At 63.9% G+C, this 20,418-nt stretch carries 24 protein-coding genes; 10 read left to right on the plus strand and 14 right to left on the minus strand.

Annotated features, from left to right (window positions below; genetic code table 11):
- Positions 1–17 precede the first annotated feature (17 nt).
- The 3 genes from JQ574_RS05830 (at position 18) to JQ574_RS05840 (ending at position 1,432) form a co-directional block, all read left to right on the plus strand.
- Positions 18–914: a L,D-transpeptidase gene (locus JQ574_RS05830; RefSeq protein WP_212213590.1), complete on the plus strand. Its 897-nt coding sequence runs from the start codon at positions 18–20 to the stop codon at positions 912–914.
- A gap of 131 nt (positions 915–1,045) precedes the next feature.
- Positions 1,046–1,204: a hypothetical protein gene (locus tag JQ574_RS05835; RefSeq protein WP_212213587.1), complete on the plus strand. Its 159-nt coding sequence runs from the start codon at positions 1,046–1,048 to the stop codon at positions 1,202–1,204.
- Positions 1,205–1,285: 81 nt separating this feature from the next.
- Positions 1,286–1,432: a hypothetical protein gene (locus JQ574_RS05840; RefSeq protein WP_212213584.1), complete on the plus strand. Its 147-nt coding sequence runs from the start codon at positions 1,286–1,288 to the stop codon at positions 1,430–1,432.
- A 1,008-nt stretch (positions 1,433–2,440) separates the two neighbouring features.
- On the opposite strand, the gene JQ574_RS05845 is transcribed toward JQ574_RS05840, so the two are convergent.
- The 4 genes from JQ574_RS05845 to JQ574_RS05860 form a co-directional block, all read right to left on the minus strand.
- On the minus strand, positions 2,441–2,719 hold the full coding sequence (locus JQ574_RS05845; protein ID WP_249119135.1) for a hypothetical protein: 279 nt from the start codon (positions 2,717–2,719) through the stop codon (positions 2,441–2,443).
- Positions 2,712–2,966: a hypothetical protein gene (locus tag JQ574_RS05850; protein ID WP_212213582.1), complete on the minus strand. Its 255-nt coding sequence runs from the start codon at positions 2,964–2,966 to the stop codon at positions 2,712–2,714. Before JQ574_RS05850 ends, JQ574_RS05845 begins: the two co-directional genes overlap by 8 nt.
- A gap of 429 nt (positions 2,967–3,395) precedes the next feature.
- Positions 3,396–3,620 (minus strand): hypothetical protein, encoded by a 225-nt coding sequence (locus JQ574_RS05855; RefSeq protein ID WP_212213579.1) that lies wholly within the window; start codon positions 3,618–3,620, stop codon positions 3,396–3,398.
- A 235-nt stretch (positions 3,621–3,855) separates the two neighbouring features.
- Positions 3,856–5,043, minus strand: coding sequence for a DUF2125 domain-containing protein (locus JQ574_RS05860; RefSeq protein ID WP_212213576.1), 1,188 nt, complete (start codon positions 5,041–5,043; stop codon positions 3,856–3,858).
- Between the two features lie 186 nt (positions 5,044–5,229).
- On the opposite strand from JQ574_RS05860, the gene JQ574_RS05865 reads away from it, so the two are divergent.
- Both JQ574_RS05865 and JQ574_RS05870 read left to right on the plus strand, forming a co-directional pair.
- Positions 5,230–5,826 (plus strand): gamma-glutamylcyclotransferase, encoded by a 597-nt coding sequence (locus JQ574_RS05865; RefSeq protein ID WP_212213573.1) that lies wholly within the window; start codon positions 5,230–5,232, stop codon positions 5,824–5,826.
- 83 nt (positions 5,827–5,909) lie between these two features.
- The gene (locus JQ574_RS05870; RefSeq protein WP_212213554.1) at positions 5,910–6,632 is read left to right on the plus strand and encodes a hypothetical protein; all 723 of its coding nucleotides are present in this window, start codon (positions 5,910–5,912) and stop codon (positions 6,630–6,632) included.
- A gap of 13 nt (positions 6,633–6,645) precedes the next feature.
- On the opposite strand, the gene JQ574_RS05875 is transcribed toward JQ574_RS05870, so the two are convergent.
- The 3 genes from JQ574_RS05875 to ftsE form a co-directional block, all read right to left on the minus strand.
- Positions 6,646–7,359: a YdcF family protein gene (locus tag JQ574_RS05875; protein WP_212213551.1), complete on the minus strand. Its 714-nt coding sequence runs from the start codon at positions 7,357–7,359 to the stop codon at positions 6,646–6,648.
- 116 nt (positions 7,360–7,475) lie between these two features.
- On the minus strand, positions 7,476–8,447 hold the full coding sequence (locus JQ574_RS05880; protein WP_212213548.1) for an ABC transporter permease: 972 nt from the start codon (positions 8,445–8,447) through the stop codon (positions 7,476–7,478).
- Positions 8,440–9,099 carry a cell division ATP-binding protein FtsE gene (gene ftsE / locus JQ574_RS05885; RefSeq protein ID WP_192738303.1) on the minus strand — a complete coding sequence of 220 codons (660 nt, stop codon included), beginning with the start codon at positions 9,097–9,099 and terminating at the stop codon, positions 8,440–8,442. The genes JQ574_RS05880 and ftsE overlap by 8 nt, the downstream gene beginning before the upstream one ends.
- Positions 9,100–9,324: 225 nt before the next feature.
- Between ftsE and JQ574_RS05890 the strand changes: the two genes are divergently transcribed.
- Together JQ574_RS05890 and JQ574_RS05895 are read left to right on the plus strand one after the other, a co-directional pair.
- Positions 9,325–10,200 (plus strand): MJ0042-type zinc finger domain-containing protein, encoded by an 876-nt coding sequence (locus JQ574_RS05890; RefSeq protein ID WP_212383392.1) that lies wholly within the window; start codon positions 9,325–9,327, stop codon positions 10,198–10,200.
- A gap of 38 nt (positions 10,201–10,238) precedes the next feature.
- The gene (locus JQ574_RS05895; protein ID WP_192738305.1) at positions 10,239–10,613 is read left to right on the plus strand and encodes a response regulator; all 375 of its coding nucleotides are present in this window, start codon (positions 10,239–10,241) and stop codon (positions 10,611–10,613) included.
- A gap of 130 nt (positions 10,614–10,743) precedes the next feature.
- Here the strand turns inward: JQ574_RS05895 and JQ574_RS05900 are convergent, their stop codons facing one another.
- Entirely contained in the window at positions 10,744–13,404 is a 2,661-nt protein-coding gene (locus tag JQ574_RS05900; RefSeq protein ID WP_212213541.1) for a TIGR02302 family protein, read from the minus strand.
- A gap of 177 nt (positions 13,405–13,581) precedes the next feature.
- Here JQ574_RS05900 and JQ574_RS05905 point away from each other — a divergent pair, with 177 nt between their 5' ends.
- Both JQ574_RS05905 and JQ574_RS05910 read left to right on the plus strand, forming a co-directional pair.
- Entirely contained in the window at positions 13,582–13,962 is a 381-nt protein-coding gene (locus JQ574_RS05905) for a carboxymuconolactone decarboxylase family protein (protein ID WP_192738307.1), read from the plus strand.
- Positions 13,963–14,103: 141 nt separating this feature from the next.
- Positions 14,104–15,015, plus strand: coding sequence for an NAD(P)-dependent oxidoreductase (locus tag JQ574_RS05910; RefSeq protein ID WP_212213539.1), 912 nt, complete (start codon positions 14,104–14,106; stop codon positions 15,013–15,015).
- Positions 15,016–15,071: 56 nt separating this feature from the next.
- Here the strand turns inward: JQ574_RS05910 and JQ574_RS05915 are convergent, their stop codons facing one another.
- From JQ574_RS05915 to argH, 4 genes are all read right to left on the minus strand, one after another.
- On the minus strand, positions 15,072–15,329 hold the full coding sequence (locus JQ574_RS05915) for a DUF3551 domain-containing protein (RefSeq protein ID WP_212213537.1): 258 nt from the start codon (positions 15,327–15,329) through the stop codon (positions 15,072–15,074).
- A gap of 57 nt (positions 15,330–15,386) precedes the next feature.
- Positions 15,387–16,652 (minus strand): diaminopimelate decarboxylase, encoded by a 1,266-nt coding sequence (gene lysA / locus JQ574_RS05920; protein ID WP_212213534.1) that lies wholly within the window; start codon positions 16,650–16,652, stop codon positions 15,387–15,389.
- Positions 16,653–16,659: 7 nt separating this feature from the next.
- Entirely contained in the window at positions 16,660–16,932 is a 273-nt protein-coding gene (gene lptM / locus JQ574_RS05925; RefSeq protein ID WP_192738311.1) for an LPS translocon maturation chaperone LptM, read from the minus strand.
- A 114-nt stretch (positions 16,933–17,046) separates the two neighbouring features.
- On the minus strand, positions 17,047–18,444 hold the full coding sequence (gene argH, locus JQ574_RS05930) for an argininosuccinate lyase (protein WP_212213532.1): 1,398 nt from the start codon (positions 18,442–18,444) through the stop codon (positions 17,047–17,049).
- Positions 18,445–18,572: 128 nt separating this feature from the next.
- Here argH and tlpA point away from each other — a divergent pair, with 128 nt between their 5' ends.
- Positions 18,573–19,262, plus strand: coding sequence for a thiol:disulfide interchange protein TlpA (gene tlpA / locus JQ574_RS05935; protein ID WP_409363438.1), 690 nt, complete (start codon positions 18,573–18,575; stop codon positions 19,260–19,262).
- A gap of 5 nt (positions 19,263–19,267) precedes the next feature.
- Here tlpA and JQ574_RS05940 read toward each other — a convergent pair whose 3' ends face one another.
- Together JQ574_RS05940 and JQ574_RS05945 are read right to left on the minus strand one after the other, a co-directional pair.
- Positions 19,268–19,456, minus strand: coding sequence for a hypothetical protein (locus JQ574_RS05940; RefSeq protein WP_212213527.1), 189 nt, complete (start codon positions 19,454–19,456; stop codon positions 19,268–19,270).
- A 60-nt stretch (positions 19,457–19,516) separates the two neighbouring features.
- Entirely contained in the window at positions 19,517–20,398 is an 882-nt protein-coding gene (locus tag JQ574_RS05945) for a 3-hydroxybutyryl-CoA dehydrogenase (RefSeq protein ID WP_212213525.1), read from the minus strand.
- Positions 20,399–20,418 lie beyond the last annotated feature (20 nt).

Below are 20,418 nucleotides of genomic sequence, written 5' to 3' on the forward strand. Positions count from 1 at the left end.
TCTTCAGGGGTCAGGCCATGACCGTGGATTATTATGCATTGCTGACCAAGGCCGTTGCCGGCAAGGACACCCTCGGCCGCGACAAGATCTACAAGGACGCCTATGACCTCATAACGAGGTCGTCCCACCTCACCCGCGAAGCCGCCGCCTCAAACGTCGCCGCCCTTGAGGCCGCGATCCGGCGCATCGAGGATGAGGTCGCCATCGAGGAAGGCCGCGACGCCGCTCAAATCAACGAAGTGTTGTCGGAGGGCGCGAACTGGAAGCCATGGGCGTTCGGCGCCGGTGCGCTTGCACTCGCCATCGCTTTGGCGGCCTTCATGTACGGATATGTCGCGACCAAAGGCCCGGCCAACATCGCCACCAGCGTGACTGCGCCGCCACCGCCGAAAGCGGCACGCACGCGCGAGGACGTCGTGATGGCCGATCTGAAGGCCGGCGAGGACGGCGGCTCCACCGGCGAAGGCCTGCCGTTCTCGCTGCAGCGGCAAGTGGTGTTCTACCGCACCACCGTGGTTCCCGGCTCGATCGTGATCGACCGGGAAAACCGCTTTCTTTATCTGATCGATTCCAACAATTCCGCGCGCCGCTACGGCATCGGGATTGCGCAGGAATGCCTCAAGGGCGGCAGCTTCTTCCGCGTCACCAACAAGCTGGAATGGCCGGATTGGCGGTCTTCGGCGCAAAACGCCCGGGACGCCGACGCGCTGGCCGCCTCCGCCGGCCGGCCCGGCAGCCCGCTCGGCGCCCGCGCGCTGCTATTGGACAAGCCCGGGCTGCTGATCCACGGCACCAACTCGCCCAAGACCATCGGCCACCTCGTGGCTTCCGGATGCATCCGGCTCGTCAATGACGACGTCGAGGATCTGTACCGCCGGGTTTCGCTGGAGACGCGGGTGGTGTTCGTCAGTTAGGCGCGCGTCGAGATTTCGGACCGACGACGTCCGGATGTGACGATCATCACAGCCAACTGAACCTGCAGCGCATACACCTCCTCGACGGATGGCGGGAATTGTCCCTCCCCCCGACAACAGGAGAGACTCAAATGGAACAGCTGAACACCAAAGCCGACGAACTGAAGACCAACGAGCTTGACGCCGTCTCGGGCGGCTTCATCTGGATTCCCGTCGTTGTGGGTTCATTTTTTGTCGGCACCGGGATCCGAATGGGCATCGACAAGATCGTCGAAAAAGTCACCAAGTAAAGTCTCGGAGCGCCTTTCGGAAAGTCATGATTTCTTCGGAAGGCGCTCGCAATACGTCTCGTTGCAATTGGAGAGACTAGAATGGAAAAGCTGAACGCCGAAGAGCACGAACTGACCATCGACGAACTCGATGCGGCTTCGGGCGGCACTCTCTACCAGCCGCTCATCGTGGTCGCCATTGCCTTCCGCGTTGCGATCGAGTCGCTGGTTCACAAGATCACCCGTTGAAAGTACTGCAAGCCCCTTTCGGAAAGTTCTGTTTTCCGGAAGACACTTTGCAGACGGTGGCGCAACGGACCTCTGAATCGAGGTATCGCGGGCAACAGCCCGCGAACTTCATTTTGTCGACACAAGAGTTGTTGGATTACGCGCGCGGATTGACGACTGTGTACCCGCGCAACGAGCGCGCATGGATTCTCGTTGCGCGGCCACCCGAGTTGGCGTCGTACGCCATCCACATATCACCTCCGACATGCTGCTCCAGGACGAAGACGTGCCCGCGTCGCGCGGCAACCATTCCCGGCGCCGGCGCCGTCCGCGGGAACCGCAGCCAGTTGGAGGCAAGATTTAATCCGGGCACGATACGGCCGAACACCCGCATGGATGCGCCGCAGCCGCAGAATGAGCGGGGACAACCGGCTGGGCGCCCACCGACGATCTGACCACGCCCGCTATTTGCTTCCGCCCTTGCATTACGCGGCAGAATTGCCGGCCGTTCTGTGCTCTGCGATTCCCGGCCGTAAGCGTTCGGACCAACGCGTCGTGTTGGCGAATTCGAAAAGTCGCACGGCATGGTTACGTTGCATCCCGGCGCTTGAGCAACGATGCGGGGCGGACGTGCTTCGGATGCGGTTGAAGAAATGGCAACGAGTACGGACGCAACGAATACTAGTCTCAACATGACAGGGCTCCGGCTTTTTAACCCTGCCCTGCGTTCACATACCCATCATTGTTAGGCGAAAATGCGGTGGCGCAACGACCGCTGCTCAGGACTGAACCCGCCTGCGACCGGGTTAGCGGCCTGGAAATGAACGGCCCCAGCGCGGGGGCTGGAGAGCACTGGGGCCGTCTTGAGCGCGGCGCAGGGGCGGCCCTGGCGCAACGCTCGTACATTACCAAACGACATTTGCGTCCTGGAGGCTGGTCAATTCTGACCACCCCACCTGTTTGGAAGCCTCATGAGATCCGGAACGGTTTAGCGACCGGCCTCATCGTAATTTATCTAAAGCCTCCACATCAGCTTTCACTCGTCAGATGCTTCAGCATCTGGTTGCACGCTTCCTCGGTCTCCTCGAACGTTGCAAAAGGCGATCCGCCGATCTTGATCGCCCCGCTGCCCTGATAAAGCGGACGCCACGACGCTACGTAGCCGGGCCGTCCGTGAAAGCCGGGGCCGGCACGGCTCTCGTGGGTGATCACGAACGAAAAGCCGTCGCTGCTCGCGCTCCATATTTCCAAACTATCGACGGCACGGTGGAATTGCAGGGCCATCAGCAGTCGTTCGCTACTAGCCATCTTTCATCAAAGCTCGCCGCCACATGACATCTTTGGCCAGAGCCCACAGCGTTTCGGCCTCGGGGTCGTCCGGCAGGACGAAGTCAAAGCCCGCTGGACCGGGATCAGGTATTGAGAGCGCATCGCTTTCTGCCTGGCGATGAAATTTCAGCAGCGACAGCTCCCATTCATACGCTCTCACCGAGTTGCCTGTCGGTGGGCTTTGATCACCCAAGATTTTCATTGCTCCTGAGGGGCGCTGCGTCATCTGCTCCTCCTGCGGACAACCTCTCTTGTGGTGAGTTCCGAACTTGCAATTTGCCATGCTGTTAGAGACGTCTGGCGGCCGTCACGGGCCTTACCTCTCCCTGGACTCGATTTCGGAAGCTGCCTTAGCCGAGCACCAAAGTGCTTCCGGGCGCAACATTTCCTCGGGGGTAAAGCACTCCTTTCACGGAGTACTCCATTTGCGCCGAGCAGATCACTTGAACGATATATATCCAAGGCGATTAATGACGCGAGGTCATTTTTCGCCAGCTCGATCCCGGCTCAGCGCACCGACGTGGCGCGCCGATGCAAACCGGCGGCCGCGTCAAAAAAAGCGACGCCCTCTCATGACGTCGCGAAGGCCATCGCCAAGGCGAGACTGCTGAATCGAGAACGATCCGACAGTCTCGCCTTGCCTTGCGCAATCAGCTCAAAAGAGTGCGCTGATGCAATATCCGATGCCGCCGAGGAGCGCGCCGCCAATGGCGCCCGGCACCGCGCCGATGCCGCCGACCGCCGCACCGCCCATGCCGCCGGTCACGCCGCCGGCACCCATCGCGACGCCCAGTTCCTTCCAGAAGCCGCCAGCCGCAGCGTCGAGTTCATCGATCGAAAGCTCATGATTGGCTGCATCGTTTTTCGTGACGTTCGTCATTCCAGTTCTCCATCCATCTGTTGAGGTGCGGGATCATCCCGCAACCACCGTCAGGATGTCCGAACGGTTCAGCGATCGCCGTGACAGAAATCACGCATCGTGAACTTCACCTCGATGATTGAAGGTTGTTCCAGAGGAGGAACTATTCGATCGAAAATCGGACACGCAAGAACGCGCACCTCGGATGGACGCTAGCGTTCACTCGGGGATGACGACGGGGATGGGCAAAGCGGAATCAAAACAGCGGCGGAATCTGGCCCACCTTCAGGGGCCCCAGGAACACCGCGCCGTCGACGAAGCGCAGCGGGAAGCTGCGGGCCTTCTTGCCTTCAAGTTCGGCTGCGGTGCCGAGCGAATTGATGCCGACGGCGACGCCGACATTGGTGTTCTGCTTGACGACCTTGCCTAGACCCGGAATAGCCTTGTCGAGCGCGCCGAACAGATTGGTGAGGTCCTGGCTCTTGACGCCGGGCGCCACGCGATCGAGCGTGGCCTGCGGTACGCCCTGCTCCAGCATCTTGTCGATACCCAGCGCCGGGATCACCCGCTCCAGACCCGTCACCGTCATCTGCAGCTCGCCCTCGATCTGCCCCTGCGCGTTGAGGCCCAGCGTTCCCGCGGCCACGGCGACCAGCTCGCCCTGCTGAATCCGCGAGCGCACGATCTCGACCTTGCCGCCGGCGGCCTGCATTTCGCGGAAGCGCTCGGGCCACGGCTTCGGCGAGAAATCCTTCAGGCCGCTGAGCTTGGTCTGCACATCTGATTCGAACGGCGTCGCCAGCAGCGGATGCAATTCCTGAATGCTGCCCCCTGATATCTGCAGCGCGGTCTGGATCACCGGATCTGCAATCGATGATCCCTCCGCGAGCCTGCCGTGCAGTTCAACACGGTTGGCGCGCGCCAGCGGCGTCTGCACCGGTCCGTTGACGCGCTCAATCGAGGGATTCTCGAATACGATCGAGGCGCGCTCCGGAACGGCCGGCAGCCCCGCCACGCTGCTGCGGCCAACGCTCCAGCTCACCTTCAGCGACGGCGGCTGGCCGCGATCGGCAATCGTCGCCGGCGCCTTGAATTCGGCGATCAGGAGTTTCGGCTGGTAGATCGAGGCGATCACCATGATCTCGCCGAGCCGCGCCGTGAACGGCGCGCCCGCGCCCGCGGTCTGCGAGACCAGCGTCACGCTGGCGTCCTCGCAGCGGACTTCGAGGCGGAACGGATAGCCCGCGACCGAGCGCTTGCCGCAATCATAGATCCGGCCGGCCTTCGCTTCCTGCGCGCGCCACGCATCGGCGCGCACGCCGACCTCGGACGCCGCATAGAACCAGAAACCGCTCCAGGCGATGGCTGCGACCACCAGCAATGCGGGCAAGATGAAAAGGCGCCAAAGCGGGCGCCGGCGCGGCGCAGGGGTGATGTCAGGCATGCGGCGACCTTTGGCTGATGATTTTGTCAAATGTAAGCGAGTACCGGCCCCGGCAAAAGCCGCTGAATTTGCTTCGCTTCTCCCCTTCTGGTAGCCGTTCCTCGTTTGGACGCGTTTTCTTTACGCGAACCGGTCTCTCCCCCGGATCAAGTCCGAGGGCATGCTCGCTCGAAAACGCTTGTGCCGATGTCCGCAATGACCCTGCAAGATTCGGAATTCTCCAGCGGCGACCTCTGGGTGTTCGGCTATGGCTCGCTGATGTGGCGGCCGGGCTTCGAATTCGTCGAGCGGGTGCCGGCCCGGCTGATCGGCGAGCACCGCGCGCTCTGCGTCTATTCCTTTGTCCATCGCGGCACCCCGGAGAAGCCCGGTCTGGTGCTCGGGCTCGATCGCGGCGGCGCCTGCCGCGGCATCGCATTCCGGGTCGCGGAGCAGAACCGCGCCGCCACCGTCGCCTACCTACGCGAGCGCGAACAGGTGACGTCCGTCTACCGCGAGGTGAAGCGCTCGCTGTGGCTGGAGAACGAGGCGCGGCAGCGCGTCAGCGCGCTGGCCTATGTGGTCGATCGCGGCCATGTGCAGTACGCCGGACGGCTGTCGCTGGCGGACCAGTTGCGTCACGTGCTGCAGGGTCACGGCCAGTCCGGCGTCAACCGCGACTATGTGCTGGCGACCGTGAAAGCGATCGAGGCCGAAGGCTTTCGCGATACGCAATTGCACCAGCTGGCACTGATGCTGCACGATTCGCACCCGGTGGTGCATCGGAAACCGCCTGCGGAATAGGCGTTTGCGGCATTTTCGCCCCCCTGCATTGACAGGGTGGAAAACGGGGTGACGCAAATGGCGTTCTGGGCTAGGTGTCCCGCATGGGCACGACATCACGCCGTTTCGACGGCTTCTTCAAAAGCGAATTCAGGGTCAACGAAGCCGTCGGACGCAGCGTCAGCTACGTCCGGGACGGCAAGCTCCTGGGGGGCAATTCGGGGTTCGCCCATATCGGCACCTATCGTTTCGACGGCGAGGAGATCGCCGTCGAGGTGACCAGCCGCCGGCACAATTTTGGTGCCGCTCACCAATCGCTGCTCGGCTCCGATGTGTCGACCATTGCGGTCACCGGACGGGCGGTCGGAAACGCGTTTTGCTTCGAGGGCGGCTCACCGCAGATGCCCAGCGCGACGTTTCGATCCGTGATGACGCCGCTCGACGAGAGCGAACTCGCAGCCCCCGGCGCGATCGGCGCAGGCGGCATTTCCAACGGCCTGTATTCGATTCACCTCAAGATCCTGGACGGCATGCCCGGCGGCTTGACCGGCGTCATGCTGCTCAGCAACGGCCGCATCCTCGGCGGCGATGCCTTCTTCTATTATCTCGGGTCGTATTCATCATCGAACGGCCGCTGGAAAGGCCAGATGGTCAATCAGGAACACACGCCGGCGCGGGGTGAAGACCCGGTCTTTGGCGGGCATGAAATCGGAATCGGGTTTTCCGGGACATGCGATGCGGAGGGCGGCACCCTCGAGGGGACTGCGCTTGCGGGCAAGCGAAGCATCCGGTTCGAAGCCGAGCTGAAACTGATCTGCGCGGCTTAAGCAGCGCCTGCGGTCAATTCGCCTGCGCGGTGGCCGGCCGGCGCGGTGCCGTCGAACCGGGCGGCTGATCGTCGGGCAAAACTTCGATGCCGATATCGGCGAGCCGGACCCGCACCTCCGCCGCAACGTATTTCACATATTCCGACAGCAGCAGACGGAAGGTCGTACCTGAGGTCCACCATGGCTCGTCGCGCCATTTTTCGCCGACCACCGCAAACGGGATCAGCGCGATATCAGGCATCGCATGCGACAATTCGACGATCGCCCGCGGCATATGGTAGTTCGAAGTCACCACGATCAGCGACTTGAAACCGCGGTCTTTCACCCAGCGCCGCGTCTCCGCCGCGTTGCTTCGCGTATTGACGGCCGAGCGGTCGAGATCGACGCAGCAGCGCAGCAGCGAATGGTTGTCGGGCAGCGTGCGGGAAATGTCGCTGGCGGCGTTGGTCGGGTGCACGCCCGAAATCAAGAGCCGCTTGCCATAGCCACCGGCCAGCAATTCCATCGCATCGGACACCCGCGACGAGCCGCCAGTCAGCACCACGATGCCGTCGGCATTGCGGGCCGGCTTGATTTCGACGCCGCGCAGTTGCGACAGGAAGCCGATGAAGCCCACCGCCGCGCCGACGAAGCCGAGCGCCAGCGTGGCGACGATGGTCGCACGCAGCCACCCTCGCGGCCGCACGGCCGGCGCTTGTCGCGACGTATCGTCGGGTTGCACACGCATGCAGTTCTTGCTGTCCTCTCCCCGCGCAATTCTAGAAGTTTTTTGGGCGAAGTGGAGTCTGGTCCGGTGCCCTCCCCCGGATCAAGTCCCCGGCCATTGCTTCGCTCGAAAACGCTTCAATCAATGTCGTCCAGCGTCGCGAACAGCGTCCGCCGCGAGGCCCAGGCCGTGATCGCCGCGATCAGCACCGCCTGCGCCGCAAGCGCCAGATAGCCGGACGGACGCAACGAGAACGTGCCCAGCAGCGCGGCAAATTGATCGCCGACCGGCGTGCCCGAGAACCAGCTCGCGATCGATTCCGAGAAACCAAAACCCAGCATTGCAGCGCCGCCGCCGATCAACCCGCCCTCGAGGCCGAGCCTGAGGAAATGCCGCAGGAAACGGTTGGCGATGTAGCTGTCGCCGGCGCCGACGAAATGCAGCACCTCGACGATCGGGCGGTTCGCCGCCATCGCGCCACGCGTCGCAAACGACACCGAAATGATGGTCGCTACGATCACCAGCGCCAGGATGCCGATGCCGGCGAACACCGTCGCCCCGGTCATCGAGCGCATGCGCTCGATCCATGCGCGATGATCGTCAACGCTGGCTGACGGCGCCACCTGCATGATCCGGGCGCGCAACGCGGCAAGGTCGGGCGAGGTGCCGGGCTGGACGCGCGCGACGATGACGCGCGGCACCGGCAGTTGCTCGATCGACAGTCCGGTGCCGAGCCACGGCTCCAGCAATCTGGCCGACTCGTCCTTGGTGAAGGGCCGGACCTCGACGATGCCGGGCTGCGCCCGCATCGCCTCAACGGCCGCGATCGCATCGCGGTCGAGATCGCGGCCTGCCGAGGGGCGCACCTGGATGGTGATTTCGCTGGCGACTTCCGATTGCCACTCCGCCGCCGACGCGCTCACCAGCAGCACGGTGCCCGTGGTGATCGAGGCGAGGAACGTCATGATCGCGACCACCGCGACCAGCGCGCGGCCGGAGATCGAGGCGCGCGGCACGATCGGCGACATGTTGCGCGCCCGCGCCGGGACCTGCGGGCGTTCGTGCCCGAGATCGACCAGCGGACCATGCTCGTCACCGGATCTACTCATAGATATGCAGCCGTCCCTGATGCAGCACCAGACGCCGCGCCTCGTACTGATCCATCAGCGTGATGTCGTGGGTCGCGATGATCACGGCGGTGCCCGACTTGTTGAGCTCGATGAACAGCCGCAACAAGCGCCGGCCCAGCGTCGGATCGACGCTGCCGGTCGGCTCGTCCGCGAGCAATAATTGCGGCCGCGAGATCACCGCGCGCGCGATCGCCGCGCGTTGTTTTTCACCGCCGGACAGGATCGGCGGCAGCGCATCCATGCGCTCGCCGAGCCCGACCCATTTCAACAGATCGATCACTTCGCGCCGGTAGCTGGATTCATCCCGCCCCATGACGCGGAACGGCAGCGCCACGTTCTCATAAGTCGTCATGTGATCGAGCAGGCGGAAATCCTGCAGCACGATGCCGATGCGTTTGCGCAAATCCGCAATCTGGTCCTTGCCGAGCAGCGAGACGTCGTGGCCGAACAGATTGACCAGACCGCGCGTCGGCCGCATCGAAAGGAATAGCAGCCGCAGCAGCGAGGTCTTGCCGGCGCCCGACGGGCCGGTGAGGAACTGGAAGGAATGGGCCGGGATCAGGAACGACAGGTCGCGCAAAATCTCCGGGCCGAGCCCGTAGCGCAATCCAACATTTTCGAACCGAACCAAGCTCAGCTCCGCTCGAGATGGGCCTCGGCTTCTGCCTCGGCTTCGACGTTTGCCTGGGCCTCGACCGGAAACCCGTACCTACCAGTACCCTTGACAGTACCCTTGGGCTCGCAGCCCAGTTTTTGGGCGCGAGCCGGACAAAACGGTTGTGCGACCGTTATGGTTTCCGATTCGTTAACGGTCGCTAGGTAGCATCGGCCCAAAGACACTGTGGAAACGGGCTCCATGCACATCGTCTGCCCCCATTGTACAACATCCTACGCGATCAAGCTGGCCACCCTGGGTGCCGCCGGCCGGACGGTCCGTTGTTCCCGCTGCAAGGAAACCTGGCTGGCACGCCCCGAGGACGCAGTCGAGATCGCGCCTGCCGTGCCGGCGATGGCGGAAGCCGGCCAGGGAACCGGAAATGCCGAGGCGGACGCCGCCGCCGAGTGGGAGGCCATGGCCCGCCAGGAAGAGGCCCAGGAGCCCCCCGTGGTCGACAGCCCGTCGATTTCGGCCGATTGGCCGGCCGAAGGCGAAGGTTCCCGGGGAAATGAAGCCGACTGGCCGTCGGTCGCCCAGCAGGATGCCGAGGCGCATCAGGAGGCGCTTTCCACCCACCGCTCGCGGTTGGCCAAGCTGTTCCGGCTGCCCAAACTGCCGTCCATGCGGATGCCGTCCGTCAGCGCTCCCGTCGCCTGCGCCGCGATGGGCGCACTGGTCGTGGCGCTGATGTTCTGGCGCACCGACGTGGTGCGCCTGCTGCCGCAGACCGCGACGTTCTACAAGATGGTCGGGTTAGATGTGAATTTGCGCGGGCTGTCGTTCAAGGACATCAAGATCACCAACGAGACCGTCGACGGCAAGCCGGTGCTGGTCATCGAAGGCGTGATCGTCGGCGAGACCAGGAAGCCGGTCGAATTGCCGCGGCTGCGCTTTAGCGTTCGCGACGAACAAGGCGCGGAGATCTATGCCTGGAACGCGGTGCTCGAGCAGCCGGTGCTGAAGCCGGGCGAGCGCGCCTACTTCAAGTCGCGGCTGGCGTCGCCGCCGCCCGAAGGCCGCAATATTGACGTACGCTTCTTCAACAAGCGGGATCTGGCCGCCGGCCGCGCGTAAAATTGGCCGGACGTCCCGCTCGCAAATGAGCTGTTGCCATGCCGCGTGTATTGATTGCCGACGACGAAGACTCGATGCGCTCCCTGGTGGCGCGCGCCATCGCCATGGACGGCCATGACACCGTAACCGCCGAGGACGGCGCCGAGGCGCTTGATATCCTGGCGCGCGAAAAGGGTGCGTTCGACCTGCTGCTCACCGACATCCAGATGCCCGTAATGGACGGGATCGCGCTGGCGCTGGCGGCGGCACGCGATTTTCCCGACCTGAAGATCTTGCTGATGACCGGCTTTGCCGATCAGCGCGAACGCGCCTCCGGCCTCAATGCGATCGTGCACGACGTGGTGACAAAGCCGTTTTCGGTGGCCGATATCCGCACCGCAGTCGCCGATGCGCTGGCGGCGCGGAAGGGGTAGTTTAACCTGTCATGGCCGGGCTTGACCCGGCCATCCATCCCGCTCGAAAGACTCTCGCGAAGAAGATGGATACGCGGGTCAAGCCCGCGTATGACAAGTGTATTATGCGATGACGACTGAGCGCGACGGCTCAATAATCCTTCAGCAGCCGCTCGATGTAATCGAGTTCGATCTGCGGGCGGGCCGGATCGGCGAGGCGCCGGCGCAGTTCTTCCAGAATGCGGCGCACGCGCTGTACGTCGATCTCGCCGGGGATCTTCACTGAATAATCATCGTTGAACTCGTTGTTGCGCATCGGCCGCCCGAGCGGATCGGTATTCCTTTGCGCGCCCTGCTGCCGGCCGTTCGGATTGCCCGGGCCGTCGCCCGGCTGGTCGCCATCGCCCTGCTGCATCGCCTCGGCGAGACTCTGCGCGCCCTTGCGCAGCGCATCCAGCGCGCGGCCTTGCGAATCCACCGCGCCATCGGCGTTGCCTTCGCCGAGCCGGCCTGAGGCGTCACCCATCGCTCCATCGGCCTGCTCCAGCCCGTCCTCGCCGTCGCCTTGGTCGCCGCCCGGCTGGCCTTGCTGACCCTGCTGACCTTTTTCGCCGCGCTGGCCCTTCTCGCCGCGCTGACCCGGACCCATGCCGCGCTTGGCGAGTTCTTCCTGCAATTTCTTCAAGCGGTCGCGCAGGCCCTGCTGGTCCTGCTGCAGGTCGCCCATGCTCTGCTCGCCCTGCTTGCCGCGCATGCGATCGCGCCGCGAATCCTGGCCCTGCTTGTAGGTCTTGTCGCGCAATTGCTGCTGCTTGCGGATCATGTCGCCGAGCTCGTTCAGCGCCTGCTCCATGTCGCCGTCGCCGGACTGGCCGGGCTGCGCCATCTGCAGGTTTTCCAGCATCTGCTGCAGCTGTTCCAGCAATTGCTTTGCCGCATCCTTGTCGCCGGAGCGTGACAGCCGCTCCATCCGGTCGAGCATGCTCTTGAGATCCTGCTGGCTCAGCATCTTGGTATTGGGATCGAGCGGCCGCGCCAGTTGCTGCGGATTGTTCTTGAGCTGTTCGGCGAGCTGGCGCAGGAAATTATCCAGCGCGGCGCGCAGATTGTCGGTGAGCTTCTTGATCTCCTCGTCGCTGGCCCCGCGCTCCAGCGCCTGCTTCAGCGCCTCCTGCGCCGCACGCAACGCCTTGTCGACATCGGTGATGTTGCCGTCCTCGATCGTGACCGCGAGCGACCACAGGCTCGCCACCACCTCTCGCATGGCGTCGTCGGTGCGCGCCGCCTCGAGCTGGCGCGAGACGCTGTAGAGGCCGAGATAATGGCCGGCCTGCGGCGTAAATAGTTCCGGCGCGATCATCAGCGCGGCAAGCGCGGCATAGACCGGGCCATTCTGGTTGGCGTCGAGCGCCAGGATACGGCGCTGCTCGATCAGCGCGCGGGCTAAGGGCTTGGTGAACAGCCGCTCCGGCAGCCGCATGTTGAACGGCTCGCTGCGGCCTTCATTGCCGGCCTCGTCCTTGGCCGTCAGCGTCAGCGTGACGTCGGCACCGGCATAGGGATCCTCGCTGAGATCCTTGACGGTCTGGCCGACACCATTGCGGGTCCGCGCGTTCGGCAGGGCCAGCGGAAACTGCGGCGCCGGGAACAACGGCCGCGCCTCGGCCGTTTTTTCGGCAGTCTTCTCGGCCGCCTTGTCTCCGCCTTTGGCGCCCTTTGCCGGTTCCTTACCGATTTCCTTGCCGATTTCCTTGACTGCTTCCTTGCCGGGATCGGCGGGCCGGACCGCGAACGAGGCGCGCGCTTCGGTAACGCCGTAATCATCCTCGAGCTTGTAGGACATCTGCAGCGAGCCGCGGGCCTGGCGCTCGGGATCCTTCGCCAGCGAAATGGTCGGGGTACGGTCGGGCGTCGCGGCGAACCGCCATTGCGGCTGGCCGGCCGGTGCGCGGACATGGGCTGTGCCGTCGCCGGCGATCTTGAAATGGCGCTCGTTGGTGCCCTTCGGCGCCTGTTCGCTGGGCGCGACTTCCGTGACGCCGCCGCCCACCACGACATCGATCGAACCGCCGCTGGAGCGCACCAGCAGCGTACTGCCGGCCGGAACCGCCAGCGGCCCGCTATTGGGTCCAGCGTCCTTGTTCGCGGCGGACAGAATGATCGGCGGCTTGCTGGTGTAGACCGGCGGTGTCACCCAGGCATCGACCCGGACATTGGCCGGCGCCAGCACGCCGTTCCAGTCGAACGCCGCGGCGATGCGCATCGCGCGTTCGTCACCGGCGGCAAAATAGGCCGCCACCGCCATTACCATGACCAGCGCACGTAGCGCCCAGGGATCGTGGATCGGCAGCCGCGGCGACGGCAGGCCGGCGCGGATCCGCTTGATCGAGGCCAGCGTCCGCTCGCGCTGCTCGTTCCAGAGGGCCAGCGCGATCGGATCCTTGCTGGCCAGCGTGTCGGTGAGCGCGGTCGCCGGGCGATGGCGAATGCCGGTGCCGCGGTCGAGCCGGCCCAGGCTCTCTTCACGGGTCGGCCAGCGATAGCGCAAGATCGGGTACAACGCGCCGAGCGCCAGGCCTGCGAACAAGGCGATGCCGACGACACGGGCGACAAAGGGCAGCGCCAGCCACAATCCGGCCCAGGACGCCACCAGAAACAGTCCGACGACGGTCAACAGCCGGGCCAGAATCGGCCACCCGCGCTCCCACGCGATCGCATACTGGGCCCGCTGCAGGGCCTGCGTCAGTTGAAGCCGCGCCACCGCATCAGGCTCGCGCGCTGGCTCCGTGGGGTCAGGGTTGGCGCCGTTCAATAAACTCTCCGGGTTGCCGACAAATCAGCCTAGCACAGCGGCGGCAATGAGGCACCCGTTTCCAGGGCCAACCCACACCCGGAAATACGCATAACACGAAGGCGTGACTGCAGGGCTTCGACCCCCTAACGTCCGCCCGAACCCGCAAAATACCGCAAGAATGCCGGAGGAAACGTCATGGACAAGAAGACCTACGACAAGGGCCTGGAAGTGCGCAAAGCCGTGCTCGGCGAGGCCTATGTCGACAACGCCCTGAAGAACGTCGACGATTTCAACCGCCCGTTCCAGGAACTGCTCACCGAATATTGCTGGGGCGCGGTGTGGGGCCGCGAGGAACTGCCGCGCAAGACCCGAAGCATGCTCAACCTCGCGATGATCTCGATCCTGAACCGGCCGCATGAGTTGCGCACCCACATCAAGGGCGCGCTGACCAACGGCGTGACCAAAGACGAGATCCGCGAAATCTTCATGCAGGTCGCGATCTATGCCGGCGCGCCCGCCGGCGTCGACAGCTTTCGCATCGCGCGCGAAGTGTTCGCGGAAATGGACAAGGGTTGAAGTCTCATGGTGAGGAGGCGCGCTTGCGCCGTCTCGAACCATGAGGCCCGAAAGATTAATCAACAAACTCATCCTTCGAGACGCGCGAAGACGCGCTCCTCAGGATGAGGAGCGTCTCCAGAAACTCAGGAAAACAACACCATGGAAATCGGATTCATCGGCCTCGGCAAGATGGGCTTCCCGATGGCGCGCCGCCTGATCGAGGCAGGCCACCAGCTCACCGTGTTCGATACGCGGACGGAAGCCACCGACAAGCTTGTGGCGCTCGGCGCGCAAGTGGCGTCATCGCCAAAGGATATCGCCGATCGCTGCGAAACGGTGCTGGCGAGCCTGCCGTCACTGCAGGCCTCGCTCGACGTCGCAACCGGCACCGGCGGCGTGATCGAAGGCAAACGCGTCAAACGCTTCGTCGACCTCTCCACCGTCGGCTCGCAAATGGCAACGCGGATCCACGGCCTCCTGGCCGCGAAGAACATCGTGCAGATAGACTCCCCCGTCAGCGGCGGCGTCGGCGGTGCCGAAAAGGGCACGCTCGCCGTGATGGTGTCGGGCCCGCGCGCCGATTGCGACATGTTGAAGCCCGCGCTCGGTGTCATCGGCAAGGTGTTCTTCATTGGCGAGAAACCGGGTTCCGCTCAGACCATGAAGCTCGCCAATAATTTCCTGTCAGCCACCGCGATGGTGGCGACGTCGGAAGCGGTGGTGATGGGCGTCAAATCGGGTCTTGATCCGGCCGTGATGGTCGACGTGATCAACGCCGGCTCGGGGCTCAACACCGCAAGCCGCGACAAGTTTCCGCGTGCGGTATTGCCGCGGACGTTCGACTTCGGCTTCGCCACCGGACTGATGGTGAAAGACGTGCGGCTCGCGCTGGACGAGATGAAGTCGCTGGGGCTGTCGATGGAAGTCGCCGAAGCGGTCGGGCGCCTGTGGGAAGTCGTGATCCGCGATCAGGGCGCGGAGTCGGATTTCACCGAGGCGATCAAGCCGATCGAAAAGGCCGCGGGTGTGATCGTCGGCGGCGCAAAGGGCGGCAGCCACGCCGCGAAGTGAGGCATCGCGTGGAGAGGTGGAGCTACGTGCTCCACCCACCTACGCGCCCGATCCGCTCAATAGCCCTGGCGGTAACGCCGGCCGCCTTCCGGCCGACCGCCGTAATACGGATTCTCGATGCACTGGGCAGGAAGGCCCAGTGCCGTCGCGTTGCACTGCTCCAGCGAGGTGTAGGCGCACTCAATGCGTTCACCACCGAAAGTCTGGATCTGCTTGATGCAGACTGGATACCTCGGATTATAGGTCTGGGCGCGCGCTGGCGACGTCGCCGAAACCGCCGCCATCGTCAAGACAGCCAAAGCCAGAATGCGCATCGGAATCTCCTTTGAAATCGGCACAGTGTCAGCGCGCGCTGACAGATATGCCTGGGGTCACAGCCACGGCGCCTGCCGGTCCATCGCGATCAGTTCGTCGACTTCGATACGCGGACGCACCACCGCGAATTGATTGTCCTTGACCAGCACTTCCGGCACCAGCGCGCGGGTGTTGTAAAAGCCTGACTGCACCGCGCCATAGGCGCCGGCGGTCATGATCGCCAGGAGATCGCCGGCCTTGGGCTCGGGGATCTGGCGGTCGAGTGCCAAATAATCACCGGTTTCGCAGACCGGCCCGACCACATCGGCGGTAATCGTCGGCGTGCCTGGCATAGCTTCGCGGACCGGCAGGATGTCGTGATGGGCCTCATACAGCGTGGGGCGGATCAGATCGTTCATCGCGGCATCGATGACGACGAAATTCTTGGCGTCACCCGGCTTCACATAGATCACGCGCGCAACGAGGATGCCGGCATTGCCGACGATCATCCGGCCCGGCTCGAACATCAGCGTGCAGCCGAGATTATGCGTCACCCGCTTGACCATCGCGGCATAGGCTGACGGCAGCGGCGGCGCTTCGCGGTCCATGTGATAGGGAATGCCGAGCCCGCCGCCGAAATCGATATGCGAGATGTTGTGGCCGTCGGCGCGCAAGGTCCGCACGAAGTCGGAGAGAATCCGGAACGCGGTCTCCATGCGGCTCAGATCCGTGATCTGGCTGCCGATATGCATGTCGGTGCCCGTGACCTCGATCCCGGGCAGCCGTGCGGCACGGGCATAGACCTCGCGGGCGCGCGCAATCGGCACGCCGAACTTGTTCTCGGATTTCCCGGTGGCGATCTTGGCGTGGGTGCCGGCATCGACGTCGGGATTGACGCGCACCGAAATCCGCGCGGTCCGGCCCATTTCGACCGCGAGCCGCGACAACAGTTCCAGTTCAGGCTCCGACTCGACGTTGATGCAGAGGATATCCGCCGCCAGTGCCGCGCGAAGTTCCGCCTCGGTCTTGCCGACGCCGGAAAACAGGATCTTGTTTGCGGGTATTCCCGCCGCCAGCGCCCGCTTCAACTCGCCGCCGGAAACCACGTCGGCGCCGGCGCCGAGTTTCGCCAGCGTGCGCAGCACCGACTGGTTGGAATTGGCCTTCATGGCGTAGCAGACCAGCGTCTTCTCGCCGGCGAAGGCCTCGGCGAACACCCGGTAGTGGCGCTCCAGCGTCGCGGTCGAATAGCAATAGAACGGCGTGCCCACGGCATCCGCGAGATCGGAAAGATTGACCGCCTCGGCGTGAAGCACGCCGTTGCGATAGTCGAAGTGATTCATGGTGCGCTCAATTACCCAGCAGCGGGTCGAGTATGAACGGTTTCTTTTTGCCCCTGGCCGCCTCCGGCTGGGCGTCGGACCCGAAGCCCGGATTGTATACGCCCGGCTGGGCCGCGCGCTCGGCCTCCGAATCGGTGGCCGCGGATTGCGCCGACGCATTCGAGGCGTTCGGCGGCAGATCGAGGCCGCCCTTGCGGCCGCAGCCGCCGAGCGCAAGCGCGCTCACGCTCAGCAGGATGATGGCCCATCCCGACGATGTCGGCCGGTAGTTACGTGTCACGACGAAAATCCCCAATACGCGCCGCACCATACAAAGATTGCCTTGCGATGGCGAGGCCCGACGCCCCCATGAAACCCAAGAAAAACCCAAGAAATTGCAGCGAAATTCTTGGCCTCAGCCCAATTTTCGCTCTTTTTCCAACCGCTTCAGCCAGGACTTGGCCTGAGCCGCCACATTCTTCGGCGCGGTGCCGCCATAGCTGGTGCGGCTCTTGACCGACGCTTCCACCGACAGCACGCGCAGCGCCTCGGCCGTAATCTTCGGCTCGACCTCCTGCATCGCCTTCAGCGGCAGTTCGTGCAGCGCCACGCCCTGTTTCGAGGCAAGCCCGACGATGCGTCCGGTGACGTGATGGGCGTCGCGGAACGGCATTTTCAGCGTCCGCACCAGCCAGTCGGCAAGATCGGTGGCGGTGGCATAGCCCTCGCCCGCGGCCGCCTTCATCCTGCTCTCGTCCGGTACGAGGTCGGCAACCATGCCGGTCATCGCCCGGATCGCCAGCGAGAGGGCTGCGAACGCTTCCATCGCGCCCTGCTTGTCCTCCTGCATGTCCTTTTGATAGGCGAGCGGCAGCCCCTTCATCACGATCAGGAGCGCCGTCAGCGCCCCGATCACCCGCCCGGTCTTGGCGCGCACCAGTTCGGCCGCATCGGGGTTGCGCTTTTGCGGCATGATCGAGGATCCGGTGGTGAACTTGTCGCTCAGCCTGATGAGGCCGACCAGCGGCGAGGTCCAGATCACGATCTCCTCGGCGAAGCGCGACATATGCACCGCTGCGATCGACGCCGCCGACAGGGTTTCCAAAACGAAGTCGCGGTCCGATACCGCGTCCAACGAGTTGGCCATCGGCCGGTCGAAGCCGAGCGCCTTGGCGGTGGCGTGACGGTCGATCGGAAACGAGGTGCCGGCGAGCGCGGCCGCGCCCAGCGGCGATTCGTTCAACCGCTTGCGCGCATCCGCAAAGCGGCCGCGGTCGCGCGCGGCCATCTCGACATAGGCCAGGAGATGATGCCCGAGCGTCACGGGCTGGGCGGTCTGCAGATGGGTGAAGCCCGGCATGACCGTGCCGGCATGTTCCAGCGCCCGCTCCACCAGGACATATTGAAACGCGGCCAGCGCCGCATCTAGCTCATCGATGGTGTCGCGCACAAACAGACGAAAATCGGTCGCGACCTGGTCGTTGCGCGAACGCGCGGTGTGCAGCCGGCCGGCGGCGGGCCCGATCAGATCGGTCAACCGGCTCTCGACGTTCATATGGATGTCTTCGAGCGCGCGCTTGAAATCGAACGAGCCTTTTTCGATTTCTGACAGAATCGTGTCTAGACCTTTACCGATATTTTTCGCATCACCGGCCGTGATAATGCCCTGCGCAGCGAGCATCGCGGCGTGGGCCTTGGACGCGGCGATGTCCTGGGAATACATGTGACGATCGACGTCGATGGAGACGTTGATTTCCTCCATGATCGCATCGGGACGCTCGGTGAACCGGCCGCCCCACATCTTGTTGCTCATGACTTCTCGCTCACGACTTCTTATTCAGGTGCTGGCTATTCAGGTCTGGCATTTATCGTCGAAACCGGCGAAACGCCGTGCCGGTTTCGCCCGTAACATGAGCACTGCATAGCCGTATCTGATACAGGATGACAAACGATATGCCCGAAACGCCTGCCCCTCGCCCGGCCGCCACGCGCCGGATCCCCATCGCCGTCGGCGCGGTCCTGATTGGGGCGGCGATCGGCTTTGCCGGGGTCTACGGGTTCGGCGGCCTGAAGCGCGGTGCGGGCGGCGATGCCGCCTGTGCAGGCGCGGTCGAGCTGGCGCGCAAGATCGGACCTCTGGCGCATGGCGAGGTCGCCGCGCTGACCATGGCCACCAGCCCGCTCCGGCTCCCTGACCTCGCGTTCGAGGATGCGGAGGGCAAGCCCCGAAAACTCTCCGACTGGCGCGGCAAGACCGTGCTGGTCAATCTGTGGGCCACCTGGTGCGTGCCCTGCCGGAAAGAGATGCCGGCGCTCGACAGCCTGCAGACCAAACTCGGCGGCAAGGATTTCGAGGTGGTCGCGATCAACATCGACACCCGCGACCCCGAAAAGCCCAAAAACTTCCTGAAAGAAGCCAATCTGACCAGACTGGCCTATTTCAGCGACGCGAAAGCCAAGGTTTTTCAAGATCTTAAGGGTATAGGCAAGGCGCTGGGGATGCCGACCTCTATTCTGGTCGACGGCCAGGGCTGCGAAATCGCCAATCTGGCCGGTCCCGCCGAATGGGCCAGCGACGACGCGATCAAGCTGATCAAGGCGGCTGTGAAGCCGGTGGCGGCGGGATTCTGAAGGTTTTAGGCGATCGCGTTGAGATTGCCGCCAACGCCCGGCGCAAGGTTGGCGGTCGACGGGATGCTAAGCAGGGTCTGGACCGCGAATTTCTCGGCGTCGTTGTTCTGTTTGATGATCGAGGTCTGAATCTGCTGCTGCAGACCACCCGCCTGCATGGCGAGCATGCTCGACACCATAGCCATCATGTCCATACGCAAGACTCCCGAAACGCGGGGAGACCCTAGCGGAGGCTGGTTAACGAGAAATTGAGGCTAGCGCGTCGGCACCGGCTTGTCGCCGCGGTAGTCGTAGAAACCGCGCTGGGTCTTGCGGCCGAGCCAGCCGGCTTCGACGTATTTCACCAACAGCGGGCACGGCCGGTATTTCGAATCCGCCAGCCCCTCATGCAGCACCTGCATGATCGACAGGCAGGTATCGAGGCCGATGAAATCGGCCAGCTCCAGCGGGCCCATCGGATGGTGCGCGCCGAGCTTCATCGCCGCATCGATCGCCTCGACGTTGCCGACGCCTTCATACAGCGTGTAGATCGCCTCGTTGATCATCGGCAGCAGGATGCGGTTGACGATGAAGGCCGGGAAATCCTCGGACACCGCAATCTGCTTGCCGACCTTGGTGACAAAGGCCTTGGCGGTATCGAAGGTCTCGTCATCGGTGGCGATGCCGCGGATCAGTTCGACCAGTTCCATCGCCGGCACCGGATTCATGAAATGAATGCCGATGAATTTCTCGGGGCGGTCGGTCGAGGCGGCAAGCCGCGTGATCGAGATCGACGAGGAGTTGGTGGCGACGATCGCCTCGGGTTTCAGCACCGCGCAGACGTCGTGGAAGATCTTGCGCTTGGTCTCTTCCTTTTCAACCGCGGTCTCGATGACGAGATCGCAGTCCGACAGGCCGTCGAGCGTCTCGCTTGTGGTGATGCGCTCAAGCGCCTGCTTGCGGGCGTCCTCGGTGATACCCTTCTTGGCGACCTGGCGCGACAAATGGCCGTTGATGGTCGCCATCGCCGATTTCAACCGGTCAGCGGACACGTCGTTGAGCACCACGTCGAGGCCGGCCAGCGCCGCCACATGGGCGATGCCATTGCCCATCTGGCCCGAGCCGATCACGCCGACCTTCTTGATTGTCACCGCCATCTTGTCATCCACCCGAACGG

The sequence above is a fragment of the Bradyrhizobium sp. AUGA SZCCT0158 genome (assembly GCF_018130065.1).
Classification (GTDB): domain Bacteria; phylum Pseudomonadota; class Alphaproteobacteria; order Rhizobiales; family Xanthobacteraceae; genus Bradyrhizobium.